Source organism: Fodinibius salicampi (genome assembly GCF_039545095.1).
In the GTDB taxonomy this organism is placed as follows: Bacteria; Bacteroidota; Rhodothermia; order Balneolales; family Balneolaceae; genus Fodinibius; species Fodinibius salicampi.
This window is the reverse complement of sequence record NZ_BAABRS010000002.1, coordinates 199,200-222,885: the sequence shown is the minus strand read 5'-3', so window position 1 is coordinate 222,885 and position 23,686 is coordinate 199,200. Positions and strand designations below refer to the sequence as shown.

Here is a 23,686-nt window from a genome sequence, read left to right as displayed (position 1 = left end):
TTGGTCTTTTTTTAGTAGATGAAAGTAGGCAATGCACAGTAAGAACACAACCCTAAGATAAATAAGAGTTTTTATATATGGCAGCTTGAACTTTTTGGGTGGCGGATGAAGGATGGCGGATAACCTAGCCCCATCATAAAATAAGTTAAACGGCCAACCGGCTTCTGCGTTCAAGCTCGTTCGTCAATGCCTCTTTCTTTTATTAGGTTTTTCCCATTTATTTCTTTCCGCACCTATTTGTTTTGCTGAAGTTGGTGGGATCAGGTGTCATGGAGTTGCCACATCCCATATATATAGCGCGGGAATTAATTCCCGCGCTAGTGATAATAAGGTAATAAATCCATTCGGCCTTGAAGGAACAAAAACATATTCCCTCCGGCCTTTGGTTGTGAGCCGACCAGAGTAGGAACGGGAGAATCGGTCGTCAAAAAACATTTCTGAGCGACCATACAACAATTGAACTTTAGGAACCCTATCTAAGATAAGACCCATAAAAAAAGCCCCTTCCGTTGCCGGAAGAGGCTTTAAAATACTAGCTTAATGGGCTATGTCTTATTCGACATCCCACCAGAAGTTCGAAGTATTGTTATCTTCACCAGGAGTAAGGCTCGAAACACCAGCTTGGTAACTTTGGCTATTCGTTCCCTCCTCAGCACTTGGATAAATGTAACGGCTAGGAATCTCTCCACCGTTTGTCGCATCTACCGCAGGGTACAAGCCAGGATAACCCGTTGCGGTATAAGGATAATCACCGCCGCGGTTATTGCCCCAGTCCATATTATCATTAGTACGACGCCATTCGGACCATGCATCAAATCCCATGGGAAAGAGTGCGACCCATTTTTCTTCAGCAATAACCTGCTCCATACCACCATCAGCGGTTGCAGCATCAACAAGGCGCTGTGCTGCAAAATCTGAGCCATCACTATCTAATGCATCATTTTCATCCCAGTGTGTGTCAACACTTTCGTAGGACATCATGATACCGTTCGTCAACATATCAGCAGCACTTTCGTTGGTCCAGCCTAACTCAGCTGCTTCTGCACGATTTAAGTAGGTATAAGCCGCTGTCATATAGGGGAGATCACTACCGGCATCTGCAACTGCGCTGCTAATAGAGGCTCCACTATTTACAATTCCAGCTATACCATAGGCACCACCAGAAGAAGATGGCTCACTAGATAATACATTTAAACGATCATCATAAGTAGTATTAGAATATACGATTGTTGAATCGTCATTTGTATCACCCATTAAAGCATCTGTAAAAGAATCTGCTAATACGTAATCAGACCCCCGGTTTTGGGACAAAGGATTCGTCGCGCCCGGAGAGTTTTGATAATCGTACCAAGCTTCATTAGCAACGGTTTCTATGACCCCAGCCTCATGATTCAAAGCAGCTGCAAATTCCTGAGCAGCAAAGTCCGCCGACTCAGTATCAGATAACTGAATTGCTAACTGCAAAATGAAAGAGTTGGCAAATTTTTGCCATTTCTCCATTTCGCCACCGTAAAGAACATCTCCGGTCGGCCCCATAGCATCGGGATCTATCATATCTCGAGCGGCTTTTACGCGCTCAATAAGGTTCTGATAGATCGTCTGCTGATTACTATAGGCAGGCGTAGTATTATCCAGCCCGCGGAGTGCTTCTCCCACGGAACCGTCACCGTTACTATAGGGAATAGGTCCCCAAGTATCTGTAACGCGTTTGAATACCAATGCGCTCATAATTTCCGCCACGGCCGCCTGGTTATCGGGATGACCGAAACCGGGAACAGTGCTTGGGATTTCCTCGGCTGTAGTTATTTCATATACTTCCTTGAAATTACTCAGTACCCCGGAATAATAATCGGTCCAGGGATACTGATTCTCTCCATAGGTCATTTCCGTAGTATACGTACTTTGAGCCTGGTACTGCACATAAAGGGTTGGATTGTTGAAGTAGGCACGTCCCCAGTTCGTAAAAAACTGGTTCATCCCACCAGCAAGCAATCCTTCCACATTTGCTTCCTGCGGTACGTCATCATCCTGGTTAATATCGCCGAAATCGACGCTATCACAAGACACTAACGTTACCGTAAGAATACATAAGAATATTGGTAATAATCTAAGTTTCTTCATGGTTAACATCGTTAAAAGGTTACTTTTACATTAAAGCCATAGCTTTTCGTACCTGGCAGCTGACCATTTTCACCATACGTTTCGGCGAGTTCAGAAGGGTCCCATCCATGGACATTATTATCTGCGACAGCTATCATCCAGAGGTTACGACCAACTACTCCTACAGTGGCGGATTGGAGAAAATTACCTATCCACTCACTAGGCAAAGTATAGTTAATACTAAATTCACGAAGCTTCACAAAGTCAGCGTCACGAATAAATGGTTCTGCAATAGTATTTGACTGCCACTGACCGTAATAATCAAAGGCAGGTACATACGTATCAACTGCATTACCATCCGCATCAACACCAGTCACGTGAACACCACCGCCTTCAGAGACAGGATCACGCTTAGGATTACCGCGGTCATTATTGTCAGCTGTTTCCTCAAGCAGGCCTGAATATTGACCCCACTGTTCGGAAAGCGTAAAGAACTGACCACCCTTCTGGAAATCGATGCTGGCAGTCATACTCAATCCTTTATAAGAAAGGGTATTAACAAATCCACCAGTCCAGTCGGGAAGCACGCTGCCAAAGTATTGATTTTGTTCTACAGCAAATAATCCGCTTTCATTAACAATCGGCTGACCGCTCTCATTTCGGCGAATTCCGGGACCTCGTAACTGTCCCCATTCTTCGCCAAGTCTGTGATTTAACGATACATAACCAAAAGCCGCCGTAGTATTGGACATTTCATAAGAATCCAGTCCTTCAGGAAGGCCGGTTACGACAACACTATTTGTTGACCAGTTAACCGTTGCATCCCAGCGGAAATTCTGGTTGACTACCGGAGTTACATCCAGTGTAAGCTCAACCCCTTCACGCTCTAACGAACCTGCATTGGTTAGATATTCGGTGTATCCAGTACCTGAAGACAGGCTGGCCGGAACAATCTCATCATTACGATTCTCCAAATAATAGGTAGCATTTAAACCGAGACGATTACCGAAGAACTCGAGGTCGGTACCCAGCTCAAAAGAAGAACTAAGGGCCGGCTCGATATTAGGATCAACCAGTGTTTCGTCCGTAAAAAGTAACGGATTAGCATTTCCAGTTCTCGGATTTGTGAAAGGATCCTGCTGAAGTGAATATACCTGATTAATGCGTTCAGCAGCAACATCATTACCAACCTGCGCCCAACCAGCACGCAACTTACCGTTGGTAAGGATATCGGAATCAAAGAACTCAGTAAATATGAAGGATAGACCGACGGAAGGATAACCGTAGCCGTTGTTGCCTGAGGGCAGCGCAGAACTGTAGTCCTGACGATAGGTTCCGTCAAGATACAAGAAGTCCTGATATCCAACTGTCGCCTTGGCAAACATACTCAAGACTTTTTTATTCCAGTTGCGCTCAACAGGTATTACCTGCTCGGCAGAGTTGCTGAAACTATATACATCCGGCAGAATTAATCCTCCGTTTTGCCAGTTATCTCGTGCCATATCAGCACTGAATCGTTTAAACTCCTCTATTCGTACTTCACCACCAACGAAACCATTAATAGACACATCACCAAAGTCCTCATCATATCGCAATCGAGAACTGAAGTTATGCTCTTTGATTTGGTCGCTGTATTCACCGAATGAGTTAATCCATTCGTTATAGAGTGTTGGAGCTGCTGAGTACGTTAAACTATAAGGCAGTTCAAATCGCCTTCTATAATCTTCAGAAGTGGTACTGGCACTACCAACCAATTCTAAATTGCTATTTATCTGATAAGACAAATCAACATTCAACAATAAATTATCGGTGTCGCGTGTTTCGTTATACCGATCCATCCAGGTATATGGATTATACCAGAAAGCGGGCTTATAGTATTCTGACTCAGAACCCCCAAATAATGCAAAAGGTGCTGTAGCCATAATACCAGGTCCCCAGTTATTCCATGAAGCAGTATAACCCTCTGGTGTTTCCAGATCCTTAAGTTCTCGGATCTTATCCATTTCCAGGTTCCGTGCAAACCAAGAGTTGAACTGTCCGGATGTCTGGTTTCCATAACCGTCATCACGAACTTCTCCCTCAATAGCCTGAGTAGCGTAATTCACTTTCAGGCCTACGTGGAAGTCATCGGTAACGTCGTAATCAAAGCTACCGTTCAACGTCTGCTTGTTCAAGTTAGAGTATGGCAGAATACCTCCCTGGGTAAGATTGGAAAAAGCCAACCGGGTATTGTAGCGATCCGTGTTATAATTGATCGCAAAGCCGGTTTTATTGGTCACACCGGTTTCATAAAAGTTCTCAATATTGTTGGGAGCAGCATCCCACGTAGAAGTTTCTCCGTAATAGGGACTATCGGGATACATGTTATACCAGGCAATATAGGGTTCACCGTCAAATTCCGGACCCCAGCTCTCATCGGCATAGCCGCTTACGATATATCGCTCACCGTCAAGAGGTTCCAAATACTCTGGATAGTCTGCATAAAGGCCTTCCAGACTTCCAGCAAGATTACCCATATTAAATCCGTTCTCATAATCAAGTGTTACCCACTCTGATTCTCCAGAGTATCCTTTTCCATATTTATTCTGGAAATTCGGCAGATAAGCAACCTTGTCAAAGGTAGTAGCGCTATTCAATTCGACGCTCATACCGGCTTCCTGGGTTCCTTTTGTCGTAATAATAACAACACCATTCTCACCACGCTGTCCGTAGAGTGCCGTAGCATTCGGCCCCTTAAGCACGTTAACATCCTGAACATTATTCATATCCACAATATTAGGATTGTCAACCGGCACACCATCTATTACATAGAGTGGTTCGGCTAAGTCATCCGTAAGGGATATCGCTCCACGAATACGAATATTACCAAAATCGCCGAGCTTGGAACCAGCCTGTCCAACCATCTGGACACCGGCAACCTTTCCAGCAAGCCCTGTTTTGATATTCGCATCTTGTGTAACGTTCAGCTGTTCCTCAGAAACATTTTGCGTAGAAAACGAAACCGTTCGCTGGCTAACTTCTTCACCAAGCGCCGTAACAACGACCTCATCAAGCTCTACTCCTGATTCAAGCTGAATATCGATTGTAACATTTTCTTGATCAATGGTCACCTGCTGCTCAAATTCGGTGTATCCCACATAAGTGGCCCGAATAGTATAGGTCCCATATTCAATATTATCAATGGTAAATCCCCCATCTACATCTGTGGGAGCTCCTCGTTCAAGTTCGGGTATATAAACATTTACCCCTGGTAATGTTTCCCCGGAACTTGCATCCGTAACGGTACCGCTCAAACTACCGGTCTGGGCAAAAGCCGTACCGACAGAAAGAACACACACCATTACTGTGTATAGTAACTTTCTAAACATAAAGTACCTCATTATTTATTAACGATTAGATTATAGACCAAAGAAAAAAAGACATTAAGAATTTCCTTAATACATAAATGCATAAGGATATCTTTCTGTCTTCTATTAGATTATATATAGCCCATTGTAAAAGCCTGAACAGGATAATATATATTTAATTCCTTGATAATATAATAAACATTGGCTGTCAGCGTTAAGTTAGGTTTTCTTCGTAAGAATTGAAAACATTTTTTTACGCTGACCCCCTACTTTTACGAAATTCCATAAATAGTAAAGGAACAAAACCTTCACATAGTACAATGAAAGGGAAAAGGGATCTTTACTCAATATCTTCCCCTATCTTATCAGATTAAGGAATCAGGATTCTGCTGGGCTGAAAAGTCCAAAGTGTGCTTATTTGTTGTTCTGTCCGAACAAAAATGCTGAATTAAATCATTTTTATTAGCGGTCTATAGGAGTACAGATTACATGTTCAAGGTTAAATGCTTGAAAGATGCAGGTACCGGATTCTTCCAGTAAAAATTTTAAATGAAAAATTAGGAATTAAGAATTAGGCGGCAGCGGTCAGTTATCAGATTGTGGATTAAAAAATTAAAGGTTGAAAATTACATGTTGACGAAACGGATTCCGGATAGCAGATGCTTGATTATGGGCACCATATCATTAATATATTTTAAGAGGAAGCATAAACCGCTACTTTTTGACCCATCCTACACTATTACACTATAAAAATATAGCTTCGTAGAGAAGTGGGTAATGACAGGCGTTGTTTTATTTTTCATATATATGGAAAGGTGTCTGCCATATATATCGGAAGGAGATTCCCATTACTATGGGAAGGAGTCTCCTATATATATGGGAAAATGTTTGCCATTACTATTACAAACAGATTGTAAAAGTATTACAAAGTGTTTGTAATACTTTCGCAGGGAGATTGTCCTTACTAGGGCACAGTCTGTGCTCTTAGTAGGACATGATCTCTGTGCTTACTATGAGAATTAAATTACAGCTAACTGAGCCGAAATACACTGTCTCGGCACGTGATACGATAGTTTTTCTGCTATTTGACGGAACGCATTATTAGGTATTGGTTGAACTATAAGAATCATCACGTTAATCCCACGTTCTTACTGATACTTTTTCCATTGTTCAACCAGCAGGCGGACACAGTTAAAAAGTATCCAAAAAATCTAGATGTATTTAACTTGTTCGCACTGACAGCAGCTGCAGCCGCTGGTCACAGCCCGCAACACCGCGAATGTCAAACAGAAATTCGTCTGGAGAGGCATGTCACTTTATAAAAATTAATCTTCTTTATTCTTTACCGCCTCGTATGTTGAATTGGCACAAAAGGCTCCTAAAAAAGCCAAGGACCATTTAACTCCTCGGTGCGGACTGCGGTCGCGAACGTTGATGACGGCCACCGCCCGCCCCTCGTCAAGCAGAAATTTTCCGGGTTGATTTTATCGCTTTCAATAGGGTTACAAATACAAGGTTTAAACGGCTGGGTAGTTGGAGCCAAGAATGGCCTTTATTTCGATAATCGATCTATCTCTAGCGCGGGAACTAATCCCCGCACTACTCATTAACAAGCATATCCGATTAACTTATCAATACTCCTGCCCTCCTTCTCCAAGGAGGAACTCTCCAATACTTGCCTTATATAAACAAAAGTCTATTTCCTCCGGCCTTTGAATATGTTACTGGTAAAAGTGCAGGGGTTGTAGTGGCAAAAAACCATTTTTGTCTGACGACCAGCGGGAGGAGTTTTAAATGATTTTAACGAAGACCCCTAGACGAGAGCAACATTTTCATCGTCGATCATTTTTTTGGGTTCTTCCAGCTTGTTTGGTCTGCCCACTGGCGGATCGTCGTTTAAAAAATGGAACAAGACATTAAGGTAAAGGAGGCAGACATCTTATATTGTTTCAAGCTACCTGTCAATAAGCGTGCAATTTCGTACCTTTAAAATGAAATCATTTAAGATTCTCAATAATAAAACAAAGCTTTTCCCTTATGCCTGTAACAAATGATGAAATTGCTGAACGCCTTCGCGAAATATATCAGCTGATGCAGCTGGCAGGCGAAAACCGCTTTAGGGCTATCGCTTTTGACCGGGCGGCCCAGACCATCGAATCGCTCAATGACGATATCAACGACTATATTGAAAACGATTCACTGACCGATATTAAGGGCATCGGAGACTCCATTGCCGAGGATATTCGTTCGTACGCTGAAACGGGCACTATTGAAGTGCTAGAGTCGCTCCGAGAACGCATTCCGGAGGGCGTTATTAAATGGCTGGACATCTCGGGACTGGGGCCAAAGAATATTGCTAAAATCCACAAAGAGCTGGGCATCTCCGAATTGGAGGAACTTAAGGAAGCCTGTGAAGACGGACGGGTAGCTTCTCTCGACGGACTGGGAGAAAAGTCGGCACAAAAGATACTAAAATCCATTGAGTGGATGCAGCAGTTTGATAAGCGCTGCCGCCTGGATGAGGCCGTGGAAATTGCCGATCCCATGTATAACTTCCTCAGGGATCAGGAAGGGGTTGAAGCGATAGAAGTCGCCGGTTCGCTGCGGCGTTCCAAGGAGACCATCGGAGATGTTGATATCCTAATCGGGGCTGAGGAAAAATATATTAAAGACCTTTTTGATACTTTTGTGGGTCACGACCTGGTGGTAGAGGTACTTGGCCGCGGGGACACGAAAAGTTCTATCCGTACTAAAGACGGCAGGCAAGTAGACCTTCGTATCGTCAGTCCGGATCAGTTTCCCGCAGCACTGATGTACTTTACCGGCAGCAAGGAGCATAATGTGGTGCTGCGTCAGCGGGCCCGCGAGCGGGGGCTCTCACTCAATGAATATGGCCTTTTTGAACTAAATGAGGAGGGCGATACAGATTTTAACGAACCTATTGACTATTCTTCCGAAACAGATATCTACCAAAAGCTGGATCTGCATTTCATCCCTCCCGAGCTCCGGGAAGATCGCGGGGAGATCTCTTTCTTTGAGCAACATGAAGAGATGGATCTGGTAACCACGGAAGACATCCAGGGAGTCATACACGCACACAGCACCTGGAGCGACGGCAAGTACTCTATCCGCCAGATGGCCGAAGGCTGTATTGAACGCGGATATACCTACCTGGGAATTTCCGATCACTCCCAGACAGCAGCCTATGCCGGGGGACTTTCACCCGACGAAGTAAAGCAACAGTGGGAGGAAATCGATCGCCTGAACGAGGAGTTCCTGGAAGAGGGAACTGACTTCCATATCTTCAAAGGCATTGAGTCAGATATCCTGAGCGACGGCAGTCTTGACTATGAGGATAGCCTGCTGGAGGGCTTCGACTTTGTTATTGCCAGCGTACATTCGGGGTTGGGAATGGACCGAGAAAAAATGATGGAGCGCTTTCGTAATGCTATCAAACATCCCGCTACCCGTATTGTAGGTCATCCAACGGGACGTTTGCTGCTTAAACGCGACGGGAGCGATCTCAATATGAATGAACTTATTGAACTGGCAGCCAAACATAATACGGCCATTGAAATCAATGCCAACCCCCATCGATTGGATTTGGACTGGCGGCACGGTAATAAAGCGCGCGAAACGTTACTGATGTCTTCTATTAATCCTGATGCCCATTCCATCGACGGTATAGATCACATCCCCTATGGGGTACGTATTGCCCGAAAAGGAAAATTTGAAAAAGAACGCATCCTCAATACAAAGTCGGTTGAAGAATTCCGGAAGTGGCTTGTCGGAACATAACAACCGGGGGGGCATCAGTCCCTCCTTCATACTTAATCCAGCAAGTTTATTCGTTGTTAACTTGTGTTTGATGTATTTATATAAACTACATTGCCTGCACCTTCTTTAAAACCGGCGCCGGGTCTGTATCTTTGTCGTCTTCAAATTTATAGGAAGGTACAATCTGCTTCAGCATTCTTTTCGTCTGTTCATTATCTCCGATATAGGCGTATTTGAGAAGCTTATCAATCGTCATTTCAAAATTGTTGATCGGAAGCTCTTTTCTTTTTGCCACATGTATTTTTTCGTGCTGCGTAGAAGAAGTCTGCTCCTTATCGGTAAGTAACTCTTCATAAAGCTTCTCACCGGGACGCATACCGGTAAATACAATATGAACGTCTTCGTTCGGCACCAGTCCGGATAACTTTATGAGATCCCGGGCCATATCAACGATTTTGACAGGCTCTCCCATATCCAGTACATAAATAGAACCATTATTTGCCTGTCCCCCGGCCTGCAATACCAACTGGGAAGCTTCGGGAATAGTCATAAAATAACGAGTCATGTCGGGATGGGTAACCGTTATGGGATCTCCCCGCTTTATTTGCTGCTTAAATTTAGGGATAACACTCCCCCTACTGCCCAATACATTTCCAAAACGTACCGATACGAATACCTGATCTCCCCGGCATCGCTGGGCTCCCCACTGCACAATATACTCAGAAATACGCTTGGAGGTCCCCATGACCGAAGTGGGATTTACCGCTTTGTCAGTAGAGATATTAACAAGTCGATTGATATTATATTTAAGGGATAGCTCAACAAGATTTTTAGTACCTCCTACATTGTTCAAGATAGCCTGCTGTGGATTTTGCTCCATTAAAGGCACATGCTTATAAGCCGCTGCATGGAAAATAACCTCTGGCCGGTACGACTGTATGATAGATTCCAGCACATCCCGGTCGCATATATTTGCGATCCTCGTAATACAGTTTGCATCCATTTTAATGTTACTCAATTCCTGATCAATACTATAAATATTATATTCACTTTGATCTACCAGCAGTATCTCTTTTGGATCAAATTTCAGAACCTGACGCACCATCTCTGAACCTATAGATCCTCCTGCTCCGGTAATCATGACCACACGGTCTTTGACATAATCTGATATTTTTTTGTTTTCCAGCTCTACCGGTTCCCTTTTGAGCAGATCCTTCATATCTACATCACGTATTTCTGTAAGCGTAATATTTCCATTGATAAGTTCATGGAGGGATGGTAGAATCTTATAATTTGCTTCTACTTCCCGGGCCATCTCCACTACTTTTCTTACCACTTTACCAGGAGCAGAAGGAATAGCAATTAGTACTTCCTCTACTTCGTGCGTGCTTGCTACTTCCTGCAGGCTACTAAGAGGACCAAACACCGGGAGACCCAAAAACTTTTGAGACTGCTTATTCGGATTATCATCAAGAAATCCCACCGGCTTCATATTCGATTCGGGGTGCCTCAACATCTCGCGGGCCATCATCGTACCAGCTTCGCCAGCCCCCACAATGAGAATATTCCTTTGCTCGGATTGGTGCCCCTTGTTTTTCCTTCTATGTTCATCCCAGAAGCGAGCAGAAAACCGAACGGCAAACAATAACAAAAATGATAAAATTAGTTCGATAAAAGGAACGCTATAGGGTATGAAAAAGAAGCTACTCTCCCTGAATAATACGGCTAGTGCCATTAGCAAAGCGGAACTGCCTGCCGTTGCTTTAACGATGGAATATACATCCAGAACGCCCACCTTATGCCAACTTTGCCGGTTTAGCCCCAGTTGATAGACAAACAATGCCTTAAAAGGGAGCATGGCTGCCATGACATAAAGAATATGGGGTCCATAGTCAAAAACCGGCATCTCCAGACGTAACGCATACGCAATCGGAATGGCTAAAGTCCAAAGAGAAAGATCGATGATCGTTTTTAGGGCAACTTTTTGACGTATAGAATCCATTTTCGTAATAATGTCTGATGATAATATTTGACTGAATAATGTTGACCTGAAGACTTACCTGTTCCTCAAAGCTTCAGATACTACTGCGATAAAAAATAAATATGAGTCTTCTGACTACTCCTCAGGAGGAGTATTAAATATTATTCTTAATAATTAAGAGACTATTTTAACTTATATCCCTTAAATTTGTTCCCGTTTATATTTTTCATAATTGATAAATAACATACCGATAATATGCCCTGTATGGCTTCAAGGCCTATCATTATAAGAGAAGAAATGTCAAGGAAGCCAACTTGAAAAGACAACCGTCCTATACCTAGTAATAACTGTATCTTCCTGGACGAAACACTCTAATCAGGCCTTGAGTTATGAGCTGTTCGGAGCAAGGAGGGAGAACCGGCAGTAAATAAGCTTGTCTGAGCGACCAACGGGAGTGAGTTTGCTTTTTTACAGGTTCGAGCGGACGCGCTCAGGCGAAAAACCCTCAACCGGGATTCCACGGGGCCGGTCATTTTTTGGTTCCGTTTTTGCATGACTGAAAAAATGGAATAAGACAAGGAGATATTTTTAAAAATCCTGCTCTCTTGTCTCGGGAAATGTTCTTTATCTTCTCCCGCCTTTTAACGTTTCCCTACCACTTTTGGGTCGCCAAAAGTGACGCAAAAACGACCGGCGAACCGGCTTCGGCGTTCGGGATCGGGTGGTACGGAAATAAATGAAGATTTCGTTTGTTCGGTAGCCCTAAACAGAGATAGCCCGGAAGCGGTCATTGCTTTTACCACAGCGTTCCCCATTTATTTCTTTTTCGTACCTCCCGCTCCCTTTCCATGCCTCACCTGCTAAGGCCGGCGGGGTAGGTTGTGGAAGGACTAAAAAATTTAACCACAATCTAATCTTTCGCAAATACCGTAGCCCCCCCTTGTCAAGTAGAATTTTTCCGGGTTAGTTTTGTCGCTTTCAATATAGGATTAGTAATCACCCCGCGTTAAACAATCAGGGAACCAGACAGCTGCAAATCCCTAATCATCCCCCATAGTCCCCTTTGGTTCTCATGTGTTAACTTTCCAAAGGCCTTGCCAAAGGGGGGACTTTAATTTCCGGCTTTGAAAGGTATGATACCCACAACTGAAACTAAAAAACAGAAACAATCGTCTGTACGACTCTTTCACGATCTGCGGGCGTAAGATTTGATCCGGAGGGCAGGCATAACCCATTGTTAAATAGCTTATCCGATACTCCATTCCCATAATAAGGACATGAGTGAAACACCGGCTGTTGGTGCATTGGCTTCCATAGTGGACGCGACTCAATATTTTCTTCTTGTAATGCAAGTCGAAGATCTTCTCTGCTAACCCCATTGGTTTCATCCGGGTTAACCGTTATGGTCGTCAGCCAGCGGTTTGTACTCATATCCGGGTTAGGTTCTTCGTGAAAGGATATCCCCTCAATATCTGACAGTCTGGATTTATAGAATGAATAATTCTCCCTGCGCTGCGCTACTCTTTTGGGAAGCACCTGCATTTGTCCTCTTCCAATGCCGGCCACAACATTACTCATACGATAGTTATACCCAATTTGAGAATGCTGGTAATGCGGTGCGTCATCACGCGCCTGGGTACTCAAGAATCGTGCTTTTTCTATGAGCTTTTCTTCATCCGAAATAAGTGCCCCGCCTCCCGAGGTGGTAATTATTTTATTGCCATTAAAAGACAGGGTGCCCATTTTACCAAAGGTGCCGAGCGACTGTCCCTTATAGGTGGATCCCAAAGCTTCGGCGGCATCTTCTAAAACCGGGATCCCAAACTCTTCTGCTATATCCATGATTTCATCCATCTTACAGGGCATTCCATACAGGTGCACCAGGATGATAGCTTTGGGCTTTTTACCTTTTTCAATCCGATCTTCAATGGCGGTTCTCAAAAGCTCGGGATCCATATTCCAGGTATCCGGCTCACTGTCTATAAAAATGGGAGTTGCCCCCTGATATCTTATGGGATTTGCGGATGCGGCAAACGTAAAGCTTGAGCAAATAACTTCGTCGCCGGGCTGAACATCCAACAAGATTAACCCCAAGTGTAAGGCTGCAGTGCCAGAGGTTAAAACTGCCGTGTGCTTTGCACCGGTAAAGGCCGATATATCCTGCTCAAATCCATCGACATTGGGACCAAGCGGGGCAATCCAGTTTGTTTCAAATGCCTGTTGTACATATTCCTGTTCCTCTTCTCCCATATGGGGCGAGGAAAGCCAAATCTTTTCTTTCATTGCTTCACCTTTTTCTGTCTGTATAAAGGAAAATAGTCTTTGTCATCAAATTCTGTCTGGTCGTTTTCCTGCAGTGCGACGTAATTCAAGTTATTGTATCGCTGCTGATCATGTATGATTCTTAAAGTTGTAAACTGATTTTTTATGGGACTGAATCCTTTCTTAAAACGATAAAGCGAGTCTTCCTTGCTGTTTACTCCTCCCCCGAGGTGCAGCCATTTCTGAAATGAACCGGCGGCCCATTTTATCATCCCATCAAACATCAACTTTGAGGGGGCGTACTCCATGTAGGAAGTCCGGGTGGCACTAAGATGCGACTGTATAATGCCGTTAAAATCAGTAAAAAGTCCTCCAGCCACGACCTCTTTGCCTCTTTCGTCGGTGACGATCGCCAGATGAACATTTTCACCCAATACTTCAAATATCTTATCAAAGTACTCTTTGGAAAAATAGTAATAGTTGGAAGCGTCAAGCCGGTCCATTGACTGTTCATAGATAAATAGGAAATCTTTATAGTAGCTCATATCATCCAGGAAAAACTTAAATCCTTGCTCCCGGAGTTGCCGAATATCCTGGCGGTGATTGGAAGAGTAATCTTTTCGTATCAGATCCAGCTCTTTGTCAAGGGGGACCGATATGGTAAATCCGTGATACTTCTGTTCAACAAGTTTGCTTTGCTGCCATATAAAGGGATTGGACAGCGGATTCATTCGGATAAATGAAGTTATAAAATCTTCTTCGGCTGCATCCTCAATATACTGTTGAAGTATGGCATTCAACATATCCGGGGTAAAGGGTCTTTCAAAAAGAATACCCGGATAACCGTAAGGGCTGGTCAGATCATAATATTCTTTTCCCTTGGCAATGGAGTCTGGAATTTTCCGCTTGATCAGGGGAATCCATACTTTACCAGCATGGGTTTCTGCTATCCAGCAAATGGGCTCGCCTTCAATTATATTTGCGTCCAGCTGTACATATTCGGGAAGATGATAAAAATCATAGTAATCGGCCTGCTTCACCTGTTGCCACTTTCTTCCTTGTTTTTCTACAAACCCTGAAACCATATCGTAGCTATTTATTCATTAAATAAATTGTCTATTTTTGCTCGATTTTTATTTCACTGAAATCTTTTATAAAAACGTCTGGCCTCTGCACCTCCTCGTTTATTACCGAACTATTCTGTGGATGAATATTTGTACCGTCTTCCAATAAACAGACGGTATCCCACCCCAGGTTATTTGGGGCTATAAAGTCTTTCTGAATATTATCGCCGATATATATATAACCCTCGCCCTCTAGTTTATCTTGTATATACGCAAAAGTTCCGGGATCAGGCTTTTTACTGCCAAATTCTTCTGATATAAGAACTTCATCAAAATAATTTTGAAGCCCGAGGCTCTTCAGCTTATTTCTTTGGGTATGACTTCGTCCGTCTGTGATCAAGCCGGTGGTCATACCATTACGTTTAATTTCCTTCAATTTATCAGCAATATGGTCTTCGAGATATATATCCGGTTCATGGTTTCGGTACATCTGGATCAGATCGCTCTTGGTTTTTATCTCTACCTGATATTCTTCGATGATGGTTCCGAACACTTCTTCATCGTCTCGGTAAAGGCTCATCATTCTTTCAAACAGGCCTGGCTGCCCGGACTCTTTTTCCAGAACCTGTGCAATCTCCCGGAAAGCTGATTTCAGATAATCCACCTCCTTATACAGCGTATCATCGAGATCAAAAACAACCACGCTTTTATCACTAATTACCATAGCCATGCACCAGCACCTCATCATCATATCTTAGCATTAGTAGGTTTGCCTCCCACTTCTCATAGTATTCTATGGGTTGGTCAAACAGGTATTCTTCGATCAGCCACTTTGGGAAGTTCGCCCCGGACAGATAACTGAGCGGATATCCACCTCCAAAACGGGGATTAATCTCTATTCCATGGATATCCTGAGTTTCTTTATTCAAAAAGAGCTGCAGGGTAAGACATCCTCTTGCCCCGGATATATAGCCCAGCTTCTCTTTGACATAAGTAACAAGCAGATTCTTTTCGGTCAGACCTTTGTTTACTTCTCCACCCCTTACTTCAATACGTTTTCTGGGCACCACACATTTTAAATCTGAATTGCGGTCGTAGTATAAATCAAGGGTATATTCATCGTGCATCTGGTGATCCAGATATTCAAAGAAAAGCAGTTTTTCATCTTCCAGATGATAATCCCGCAGCTCGGAAGCATCTTTTATTACATAATTATTTTCACTACTGCTGCCATCACAGGGCTTGGCATAAATAGGATATCTTAAATTGTCTCTTTCTATAATTTGCGGCGTTGGAATATCTTTTTCCTCAAAAAATGCTATTGTATTCCGCTTATCCTGACATGCTTTTACCAGCTCTTTCTGTGATACCACCACCTTTACCCCACTCTTTTCCATTTGCTCTTTGTTTTCGGAAAGTATGGGTAATTCCGGATCGATAGTTGGGATAAGTAAATCCACATTGTGGTCCGCACATAGATCTGTGAGCGTAGAGATATAATCAGGACTGGTAACTTTCGGAACTTTAAAACTGCGATCTGATATTTGGCAGGCCGAGGAGAGCCCAGGATTTAAATCAACAGTAAATATTTTTGATTCCGATTCAACTTTCCGGGCTTCTTTCCGGAAAGCACGAACCAGAGAAACCCTCCTTCCTGCGGAAGTAATTAATATATTCATGGATAATACACGTTAATACTTTATTTATTAGCTATTTATACAATAAGTCCAGTGCCTCACAAACCTTCTCATATTCGGCGTAGTCGTCGCCCTTCTTTTTTGAGGGCTGCTGGGGCGAAGGGTCGTCAGCTGTAAGGTGTACTTCAGCTCCGTTGTTGTTGATTAATGATTTAATGGCAGTAATTGTTTCAAGCGGATCCCTACACACATCTTCATATTGCAGTACCAAGTAGTTAGATTCCGGTAACTGGTCAATCTGTTTGTGATAGGCCTTTTCCAGGTAATATACCTGTCCGGCCACCTGTTCCCAGGGAGTAAGATCGCGAAGCTGCTCAAAGTTTTGGGGTTTAAATGAGGCCCAACGGTCAACAGTTCCGAAGAGGCTCCGGCGTAGGTCCAACAATGATAATGCCGTATCTATAGGGGCCCTTTTAATCCAAACGAAGCAGGTTTTATTGAGCGTTTTTTGCATCCGCCGGGCATGCCAGCCGAGCATAAATGATTTAAAGGCTATGGGTTTTTCATAGGCCCACAACATATTTTTAAGGGTCCGGCCTACTCGCTCCCAATCTATATCTTTAGCCTGTTCTTCTGTCTTTTGATAGTGGGTATCATAGCTCAACAAATCGTACCACAGATAATTAAACTCATTCGGTTCATAAATTTTTTCTGTTTTACCATAATCTGAAGAGAGAGTGGAAGAGTAATTATCCCCCAGAAGTTTTTTAGATATTCGAATAGCTGAGACCGGAGCCTTCCAAAAACGGGCAATCAGGTTGTTGATATATCCGACGTCGAGGTGTGAATAAATAAGCTGGGTTAATAGAGTAGTACCGGATCGGGGAACCCCAATAACATGCACGCTTGGCAATGTCTCTTCCAGCTCCCTGTAGTGTTCCTGTTCAAACGGTTCGAGGTGATTGTTAAACGCCTCTATGAATTCTTCGTACCTACGATCTTTTTCAAATTTTTCAGTGACGTCCTGATACTTGATTTCTTCTTTTAGCATTTTACCATTTCTGTTTTCGTATATATGAAATTCAAAGAGTTTATTACTGATACTGCAAATCAGTTAAACTGTTTCTATTGCTCATTGTTATCGGATCCCTGAAAGGGTACGGTTATGACCTTGTCCCCGCCGGGTGAAACTCCCTGTTTTGTTAAAACGATATTCAGCGTTTTGGCTATTATTTTTATATCAAGCCACAGGGAATGATGATCTACATACCATACATCCATCTCAAATCTCTTTTCCCAGCTAACGGCATTTCGCCCATTTACCTGGGCCCAGCCGGTAACCCCCGGCCGTACTTCGTGACGCCTAGCCTGCTCTTCTGAGTAGCGGGGAAGGTATTCCATCTTTAGCGGACGCGGACCGACCAAGCTCATATCTCCTTTCAACACATTGACTAACTCGGGCAGTTCATCGAGACTGGTGCTCCGCAGTTTCTTTCCAAAGGGTGTGAGCCGTTCCTCATTATCAAGCAGATTCCCCTGATCATCTCGCTCATTAGTCATGGACCGAAACTTATACATTATAAATGGCTCGCCATGCAATCCCGGTCGTTTTTGTTTAAAAATAATGGGCAATCCTAATTTAAAATATATGACCAGTCCCAATACTAAATATACCGGCGATAAAAAAATAAGGCCGGCTACACTTGTGACAATGTCAAGCAGCCGCTTCAGTATATCATTTTGATTAGGTTTCATACGGATTTAGTTCGTTGGTTCTTCACAAGGAGTTCAAATACCTCTATGCATTTTCAACGGCAGCCAGCAGTGCAGCTTCTAATTGCTTAGCCAACAGGTTTCTGTTATATCTTTCTTTTGCGAGTGACTTTGCATTTTTTCCTGCCCTTTTTTGCCACTTCTTATCAGACAGATGTTCTGATAATTTAGCAGCAGCCTTTTTAAAATCATTGGGCGGAATAACAAGTCCGGCATCATTTTCTTGAAGGACTTCAGCCTGCCAGCCATAATAATTTATCGCAATGGGTGTACCTGATGCCAGTCCGTCAAAAAATTTATTGGCCGAATTTGCCCACATTTCTTCGAGATCCATAAAAAGAGAAGTAGTGATATCAGCAGCCGAAAAAAGAGCGGGCATCTCCTCTTTTGCCAACTTGCCAGGCATAAAAACATTGCTATTTAATACATCCAGTTCTTTAGCCAGTGATCTTATTTTTTGTTCTTCTGCCCCTCTCCCCACAATTAAAAATCGTACTTCCGGGGCGATCTTTTTCATCTCGGCTGCGACCCTCACCAAGTAGCAAACGTCGTTAATCTTGCCAAAGGTGCCTGCATAAATAACCAGGGGACGATCTCCAAGCCATTCATGGTTTTTCCTGAACTTTAGACCTTCTTCTTCGGGTACATCAAACAGCCCTATATCGCAGCTATTCGGAATCATATGAACCTTATTTTCTGGATAACCCGTGCGCAAAATCCCTGCTTTCATTCCGGGAGATAGGGCTACCACTTGGGAGGCGTTATTATAAGCTCTTCTTTCCAACCATTGTGCCATATAAATCAATAGTTTATTCTGGAGAGCACCGATGGCAATGGGAAGTTCCGGCCAGAGATCCCTGACCTCAAAGACCATCGGCCTGCCTTTTATTTTGGAAGCGAATATTCCTGGTATCGCAATGGTCAGCGGTGTACTTGTTGCAAAGACCACATCCCCCTCCAGCGATGCAGCCTTGGATGAAGCATAAGTAGCAAATTTTAGAAAGGCTTTGACCCGATTTTTAAATCCCATTTTATTGGAATAAGCTACCGGTAACCAATGTACCTGTATGCCGCTTTCTTCCGTTCTGTACCAGTCCGTTTTGTCGGTTGATTCCGACCGGTCTGAGGTTATCATATGCACTTCATGTCCCCAGTCCACGAATCGCCGCCCCATTTCATAGGAACGGGTACCTCCATACATTGATGGCGTATTAAAATATTGATGCAAATAAATAATCTTCATGGATCTTATACTCAGCTATAAGTTTAAAAATATGCCGAATTACAGAGTATCAATACTTTTCTGACCTCCAACACCAATTATTGATAGGTATATTATCTCTTAAAACATTACTCAATAATCTTTCAAGGTCTTTCATAATTATTTTTTGATTTATTGTGTAATCCCTGCATCAGTATTTTTATTATCCAATTTTTGCAAAAAATCTTTCGTTACCTTCCACCAGTCTGCATTACTATCCCATTCAAGCCGCGAAGGAGTCCAAATTACGATACCATCGGCATACTTACGGGCTGTTTTAAGCTGTATTTTCCAGAAATCGGGATCGAGAAACTCCCCTTTTAGCTTCTTGTTATACCCGTGATACTGCGGCCATAAAAACACATATACCGGTTTATCTTCGTTATATTTTCTTGCCTGTTTAATATTAGCGATAGCATAACGTACCCATCGCTGTCGGTCTTGATAGTATGTATAAAGAGAAGGGAAGAACACATCTACCTTGCTTGCAAGCTCCTCAAGATGACGATTTTTTTCTTCCCATTCCCGGTACCGTGATGAGGAGGTATCCTGTATGGCATTCCAGTAATCATGAACCGGCGGCAGGCTATAAAATCCGTATTGCATATCGGGCGTTAATTTCCTGAATGATTCCAGGACTTCTATATAGCGGTCAACACTTTGCTCAACGGTTTGCGCATTTCCTTTAATAGGCCAGTGCTCGATATCGATAACTGCAATATCGTTTTCCTGACGAGCCTTTTCAGCTTGTTTTTCAAGGAGGCTGTCAAAGGGTAAGCTTGTTGTGCCCTTAAGCTCCTGGGTCGTCTTTTTCCACAACCGGGTGGGATAAATAATATGGATCGGCTTTAAACCATATTGGGTTAAGTCTGGCTTCTCTCTATATCCCGTACCGTCAAAAACAACAAATGATGAATCAGGAACCATATTTCCTGTACTATCCGTTGCTGTCGCAAGAACATTTTCAGGTTCATCCTCTTTAACGGATAATGTGAATAGCAATAAAAAAATAAGGGATATATAAAGCTTAAAACGGGCCATGCTAAAACAGCCAGTATATATTATCGATAATTTTTTCTCTGGTTGAATCCTTTTAATTCAATTATCACAAAGATGTTTCATTGTTATTTAAAAATCTTACCCAATGAAACTACTGGCACACCTCCAATTTCCGTAAAGAGAGCTTTTAGATTTAGTGCCAAAGTAAATAGTTCGATACATAATAAGAAAAGGGGGGTCATAGCAACGTAAAATGGCAAGGGGGGGGCAGCTTTTAATGCCAATATTACTTATACACATCTAAAATTACATCCATAAATAAAAAAGCCATAAGACCCGTTTCTAAATAAGCGGATCTTACGGCTCAATTTTACAGGCAGAAACTCTTCCTGGTTTATTTATCTCATAACAAATAATCGATCTAAATTATATATAATATTCTAACTGCTAGTTAGCCCAATCGACCTTACCGAGGTCGACCATGAACTGCCGGGTGGCCACCCACCAGGGAGCATCGTTGTCCCAGTCCTCTTTATCTTTGCGGGGCATCCACAACACAATTCCATCAGCATACTTGCGGGCGGTCTGCAGCTGCAGCTCCCAAAAATCCTGCTCAATAAACCGCCCTCCAAATTCCTCGTAATACGGGTGGTACTGGGGCCACAAAAACACATACACCGGGTTGTCCCCATTTAAGTGGCGCGCCATTTCAATCTGGGCTTTGGCCTCTTTTACCCAGTACTCCTTGTCGTCGTTAAACGTATACAGGGAGGGATAAAAGGCATCCACTTTGTCGGCCAGCAGTTGCAGATCTTCGTTTTGCTGCTTCCATTCCTGGTAGCTGCCCGAATCCACGTTTTTGGTGGAGTTCCAGAAGCTGCGGATCGGCGGGACCCCGTAAAAGCCAACCTGCATGTCCGGGTCTTCGGCCTTGACCCAGTCCACTACCGTCATAAACCGGTCCAAATTGGCCTGGACGGTCTCTTGGTCGCCTTCCAGGGGCCAGTGCTCAATATTGATCACCATATCCCGGGTGCCGTTGCCGGTCGCATCGCGGACGATCCGGGCCAGCTTCTCCTGGTCGGGCATGGTGGTGGTCCCTTCCAGCTCGCTGGTGCTTTGCCCCCACAGGGACGGCGGATAGGCAATGCGAAGCGGGCTCAGTCCGTAGTTGTCCAGCGGCCACGGCTGCGGAACGTAACGCGTCCCGTCAAATACCTTGAAGGCCTCGTCAGATACTACCGGAAAATTGCCGTCGGTATTTGTAGGTTCTTTCCCCAAATCAGTCAAAAACTGCTGGGTTTCATTCCACCATGGAGCGGTACTATCCCATTCCATGCTGCCCGGCGTGGCAATAACTACTCCATCGGCATACTTGCGGGCGGTCTGCAGCTGCAACTGCCAGAAATCCTGCTCGATGGCCCTGTCTTCATATCCATCATAATAAGGATGATACTTAGGCCACAATATGACGTACACCGGGTTATCCCCGTTCAACTCATGAGCAAGCTTAATTTGCTCTTTGGCATCGGTTACCCACTTTTCCCGGTCATCAGTATAAGTGTACAGGGAGGGATAAAAGATATCCACCTGGTCGGCCAGGCTTTGGAGCCGGGTATTCATCTCTATCCAGCTCTGATACGCAATTGAATTCTCAGGCTTGGTCGACCTCGACACCTTTTGGACCGGCAGTGACCGGTATAAACCTACATCTAAATTAGGCTCAGCTTCATTAAGCCAATTTATAACCTCAACATATCTGTTCATCGCTTCCTGCACCTCAGTATCATTCCCAGTTAACGGCCAGTGCTGGATATTCAGGGAAAGCTCATTGGGTCCCAGGGCAGCATCATGGGCAATATTATTGACAAGTTCCTTGTCGGGCAGGGTTATTGTCCCCCGCAATTGTCCGAGACTTTGTCCCCACATCTCCGAAGAGTTTGCCATCTTGAAATATTCTATCCCTGACTGAGTTAACTCATCGGGTTTGGGACGAAAATTTGTGCCGTCGAGCACTTTAAATTCGCTGTCTGAAACTACCGGCAACTCGATACTATCCCAATAGTCTGGAGCTGATGTTTTCCCCAAATCAGTCAAAAACTGCTGGGTTTCATTCCACCATGGAGCGGTATTATCCCATTCCATGCTGCCCGGCGTGGCAATAACTACTCCATCGGCATACTTGCGGGCGGTCTCGAGCTGCAACTGCCAGAAATCCTGCTCGATGGCCCTGTCTTCATATCCATCATAATAAGGATGATACTTAGGCCACAAAATTACATACACCGGGTTATCCCCGTTCAACTCATGGGCAAGCTTAATTTGCTCTTTGGCATCGGTTACCCACTTTTCCCGGTCATCAGTATAAGTGTACAGGGAGGGATAAAAGATATCCACCTGGTCGGCCAGGCTTTGGAGCCGGGTATTCATCTCTATCCAGCTTTGATACGCATCCGAATCTGTGGGCTTCGTTGAGCGTGAGACCTTATGAATCGGGATCGAACGGTACAAGCCAATATTTAAATTGGGTTCGGTTTCTTTGAACTGATCGATGACATTGATATATCGGCTTACTGCTTCCTGCACCTCGGTATCATTCCCAGTTAACGACCAGTGCGGTATGCTAATAGAAAGCTCTGTAGAAGCTAAAATTGCATTATTGGCAAATTCATTAATTAGTTCCTGGTCGGGCAGGGTTGTTGTCCCCTGCAGCTGTCCCGGGCTTTTGCCCCACATGTCGTGAGTATTGGCCATAACAAAATAATCCATGCCTGATTCGGCCAGCTCATCGGGTTTGGGAGTAAAATTTGTGCCGTCAAAAACTTTAAAGTTACTATCAGATACCAGTGGTTCAGAGGTTGCCATCTCTCTTTCAGGGATACTTGAATCGGTACCAGTGATAGTATTTTCACTATCAGCACAACTCGCTATGAGGAGAATTACAAAAATATACTTTGTCCATGTAAATATGTTAGTGAGGTAAGATGGGCTAACATAGGTATTGTTAGCTTTGTTATTGGTGTACATTATGTGTGTTGTAAAGTTATAACTCATCCTTCCTATTTTAGATAGGGATAGTCCAGGACAAGATAATTGGTTGTTATTGAGGTATATAATAAGAAGTGAATACGCTTATTTAACTACAGCTATAATTCCTAAGAAGCCAAAGAAGTACACTTCAAACTTGTATCAATGGACCGTCCAAACCATATGGGTCAGTAGTATTCGTCCAAAATGATATCCTTTATTTATATACGTAATTTTTCGTAAATATACGTATATATACGTAAAAATAAAAGATAAATTTGTATTAATTAGCGAACTGGCTTGCTTCCCGATATTTAGCAGAGGATTTATATCAGATTAGTCTCTTATCTGGCATCCGGGGATAGAAAGGATCCCCTTTTTCTATCTCTCCCTATACAAAAAAAGATGGTGTGCATCAGAATAGTCTGGACTAAAGCCTCCGCATTAAAAATGCCGCG

The 23,686-nt window shown here is 43.5% G+C and carries 14 protein-coding genes; 1 reads left to right on the top strand and 13 read right to left on the bottom strand.

Annotated features, from left to right (window positions below; genetic code table 11):
* Positions 1 to 552: 552 nt before the first annotated feature.
* On the bottom strand, positions 553 to 2,121 hold the full coding sequence (locus tag ABEB05_RS08815) for a SusD/RagB family nutrient-binding outer membrane lipoprotein (RefSeq protein WP_265789401.1): 1,569 nt from the start codon (positions 2,119 to 2,121) through the stop codon (positions 553 to 555).
* Between the two features lie 11 nt (positions 2,122 to 2,132).
* A complete protein-coding gene (locus ABEB05_RS08810) occupies positions 2,133 to 5,441 on the bottom strand; it encodes a SusC/RagA family TonB-linked outer membrane protein (RefSeq protein WP_425558406.1) in 3,309 nt (1,102 codons plus the stop codon).
* 2,043 nt (positions 5,442 to 7,484) lie between these two features.
* On the opposite strand from ABEB05_RS08810, the gene polX reads away from it, so the two are divergent.
* The gene (polX, locus tag ABEB05_RS08805; protein ID WP_265789397.1) at positions 7,485 to 9,245 is read left to right on the top strand and encodes a DNA polymerase/3'-5' exonuclease PolX; all 1,761 of its coding nucleotides are present in this window, start codon (positions 7,485 to 7,487) and stop codon (positions 9,243 to 9,245) included.
* Between the two features lie 85 nt (positions 9,246 to 9,330).
* Here polX and ABEB05_RS08800 read toward each other — a convergent pair whose 3' ends face one another.
* The 11 genes from ABEB05_RS08800 to ABEB05_RS08750 form a co-directional block, all read right to left on the bottom strand.
* The gene (locus tag ABEB05_RS08800; protein WP_265789395.1) at positions 9,331 to 11,226 is read right to left on the bottom strand and encodes a polysaccharide biosynthesis protein; all 1,896 of its coding nucleotides are present in this window, start codon (positions 11,224 to 11,226) and stop codon (positions 9,331 to 9,333) included.
* 620 nt (positions 11,227 to 11,846) lie between these two features.
* Positions 11,847 to 12,020 (bottom strand): hypothetical protein, encoded by a 174-nt coding sequence (locus ABEB05_RS08795; RefSeq protein ID WP_265789393.1) that lies wholly within the window; start codon positions 12,018 to 12,020, stop codon positions 11,847 to 11,849.
* Between the two features lie 337 nt (positions 12,021 to 12,357).
* A complete protein-coding gene (locus tag ABEB05_RS08790; protein WP_265789390.1) occupies positions 12,358 to 13,488 on the bottom strand; it encodes a DegT/DnrJ/EryC1/StrS family aminotransferase in 1,131 nt (376 codons plus the stop codon).
* Positions 13,485 to 14,552 carry a peptidoglycan bridge formation glycyltransferase FemA/FemB family protein gene (locus ABEB05_RS08785; RefSeq protein WP_265789388.1) on the bottom strand — a complete coding sequence of 356 codons (1,068 nt, stop codon included), beginning with the start codon at positions 14,550 to 14,552 and terminating at the stop codon, positions 13,485 to 13,487. Before ABEB05_RS08785 ends, ABEB05_RS08790 begins: the two co-directional genes overlap by 4 nt.
* A 31-nt stretch (positions 14,553 to 14,583) precedes the next feature.
* Positions 14,584 to 15,261 (bottom strand): HAD family hydrolase, encoded by a 678-nt coding sequence (locus ABEB05_RS08780; RefSeq protein WP_265789387.1) that lies wholly within the window; start codon positions 15,259 to 15,261, stop codon positions 14,584 to 14,586.
* Positions 15,245 to 16,210 carry an ATP-grasp domain-containing protein gene (locus ABEB05_RS08775; RefSeq protein ID WP_265789386.1) on the bottom strand — a complete coding sequence of 322 codons (966 nt, stop codon included), beginning with the start codon at positions 16,208 to 16,210 and terminating at the stop codon, positions 15,245 to 15,247. The genes ABEB05_RS08780 and ABEB05_RS08775 overlap by 17 nt, the downstream gene beginning before the upstream one ends.
* 31 nt (positions 16,211 to 16,241) lie before the next feature.
* Positions 16,242 to 17,219, bottom strand: a complete 978-nt coding sequence (locus ABEB05_RS08770; RefSeq protein WP_265789384.1) for a sulfotransferase — start codon at positions 17,217 to 17,219, stop codon at positions 16,242 to 16,244.
* Positions 17,220 to 17,293: 74 nt separating this feature from the next.
* On the bottom strand, positions 17,294 to 17,923 hold the full coding sequence (locus tag ABEB05_RS08765) for a sugar transferase (protein WP_265789381.1): 630 nt from the start codon (positions 17,921 to 17,923) through the stop codon (positions 17,294 to 17,296).
* A 43-nt stretch (positions 17,924 to 17,966) separates the two neighbouring features.
* Entirely contained in the window at positions 17,967 to 19,184 is a 1,218-nt protein-coding gene (locus ABEB05_RS08760; protein ID WP_265789379.1) for a glycosyltransferase family 4 protein, read from the bottom strand.
* A gap of 150 nt (positions 19,185 to 19,334) precedes the next feature.
* On the bottom strand, positions 19,335 to 20,243 hold the full coding sequence (locus ABEB05_RS08755; protein WP_265789378.1) for an SGNH/GDSL hydrolase family protein: 909 nt from the start codon (positions 20,241 to 20,243) through the stop codon (positions 19,335 to 19,337).
* Positions 20,244 to 20,648: 405 nt separating this feature from the next.
* Entirely contained in the window at positions 20,649 to 23,066 is a 2,418-nt protein-coding gene (locus tag ABEB05_RS08750; protein WP_265789376.1) for a hypothetical protein, read from the bottom strand.
* Positions 23,067 to 23,686: the final 620 nt, after the last annotated feature.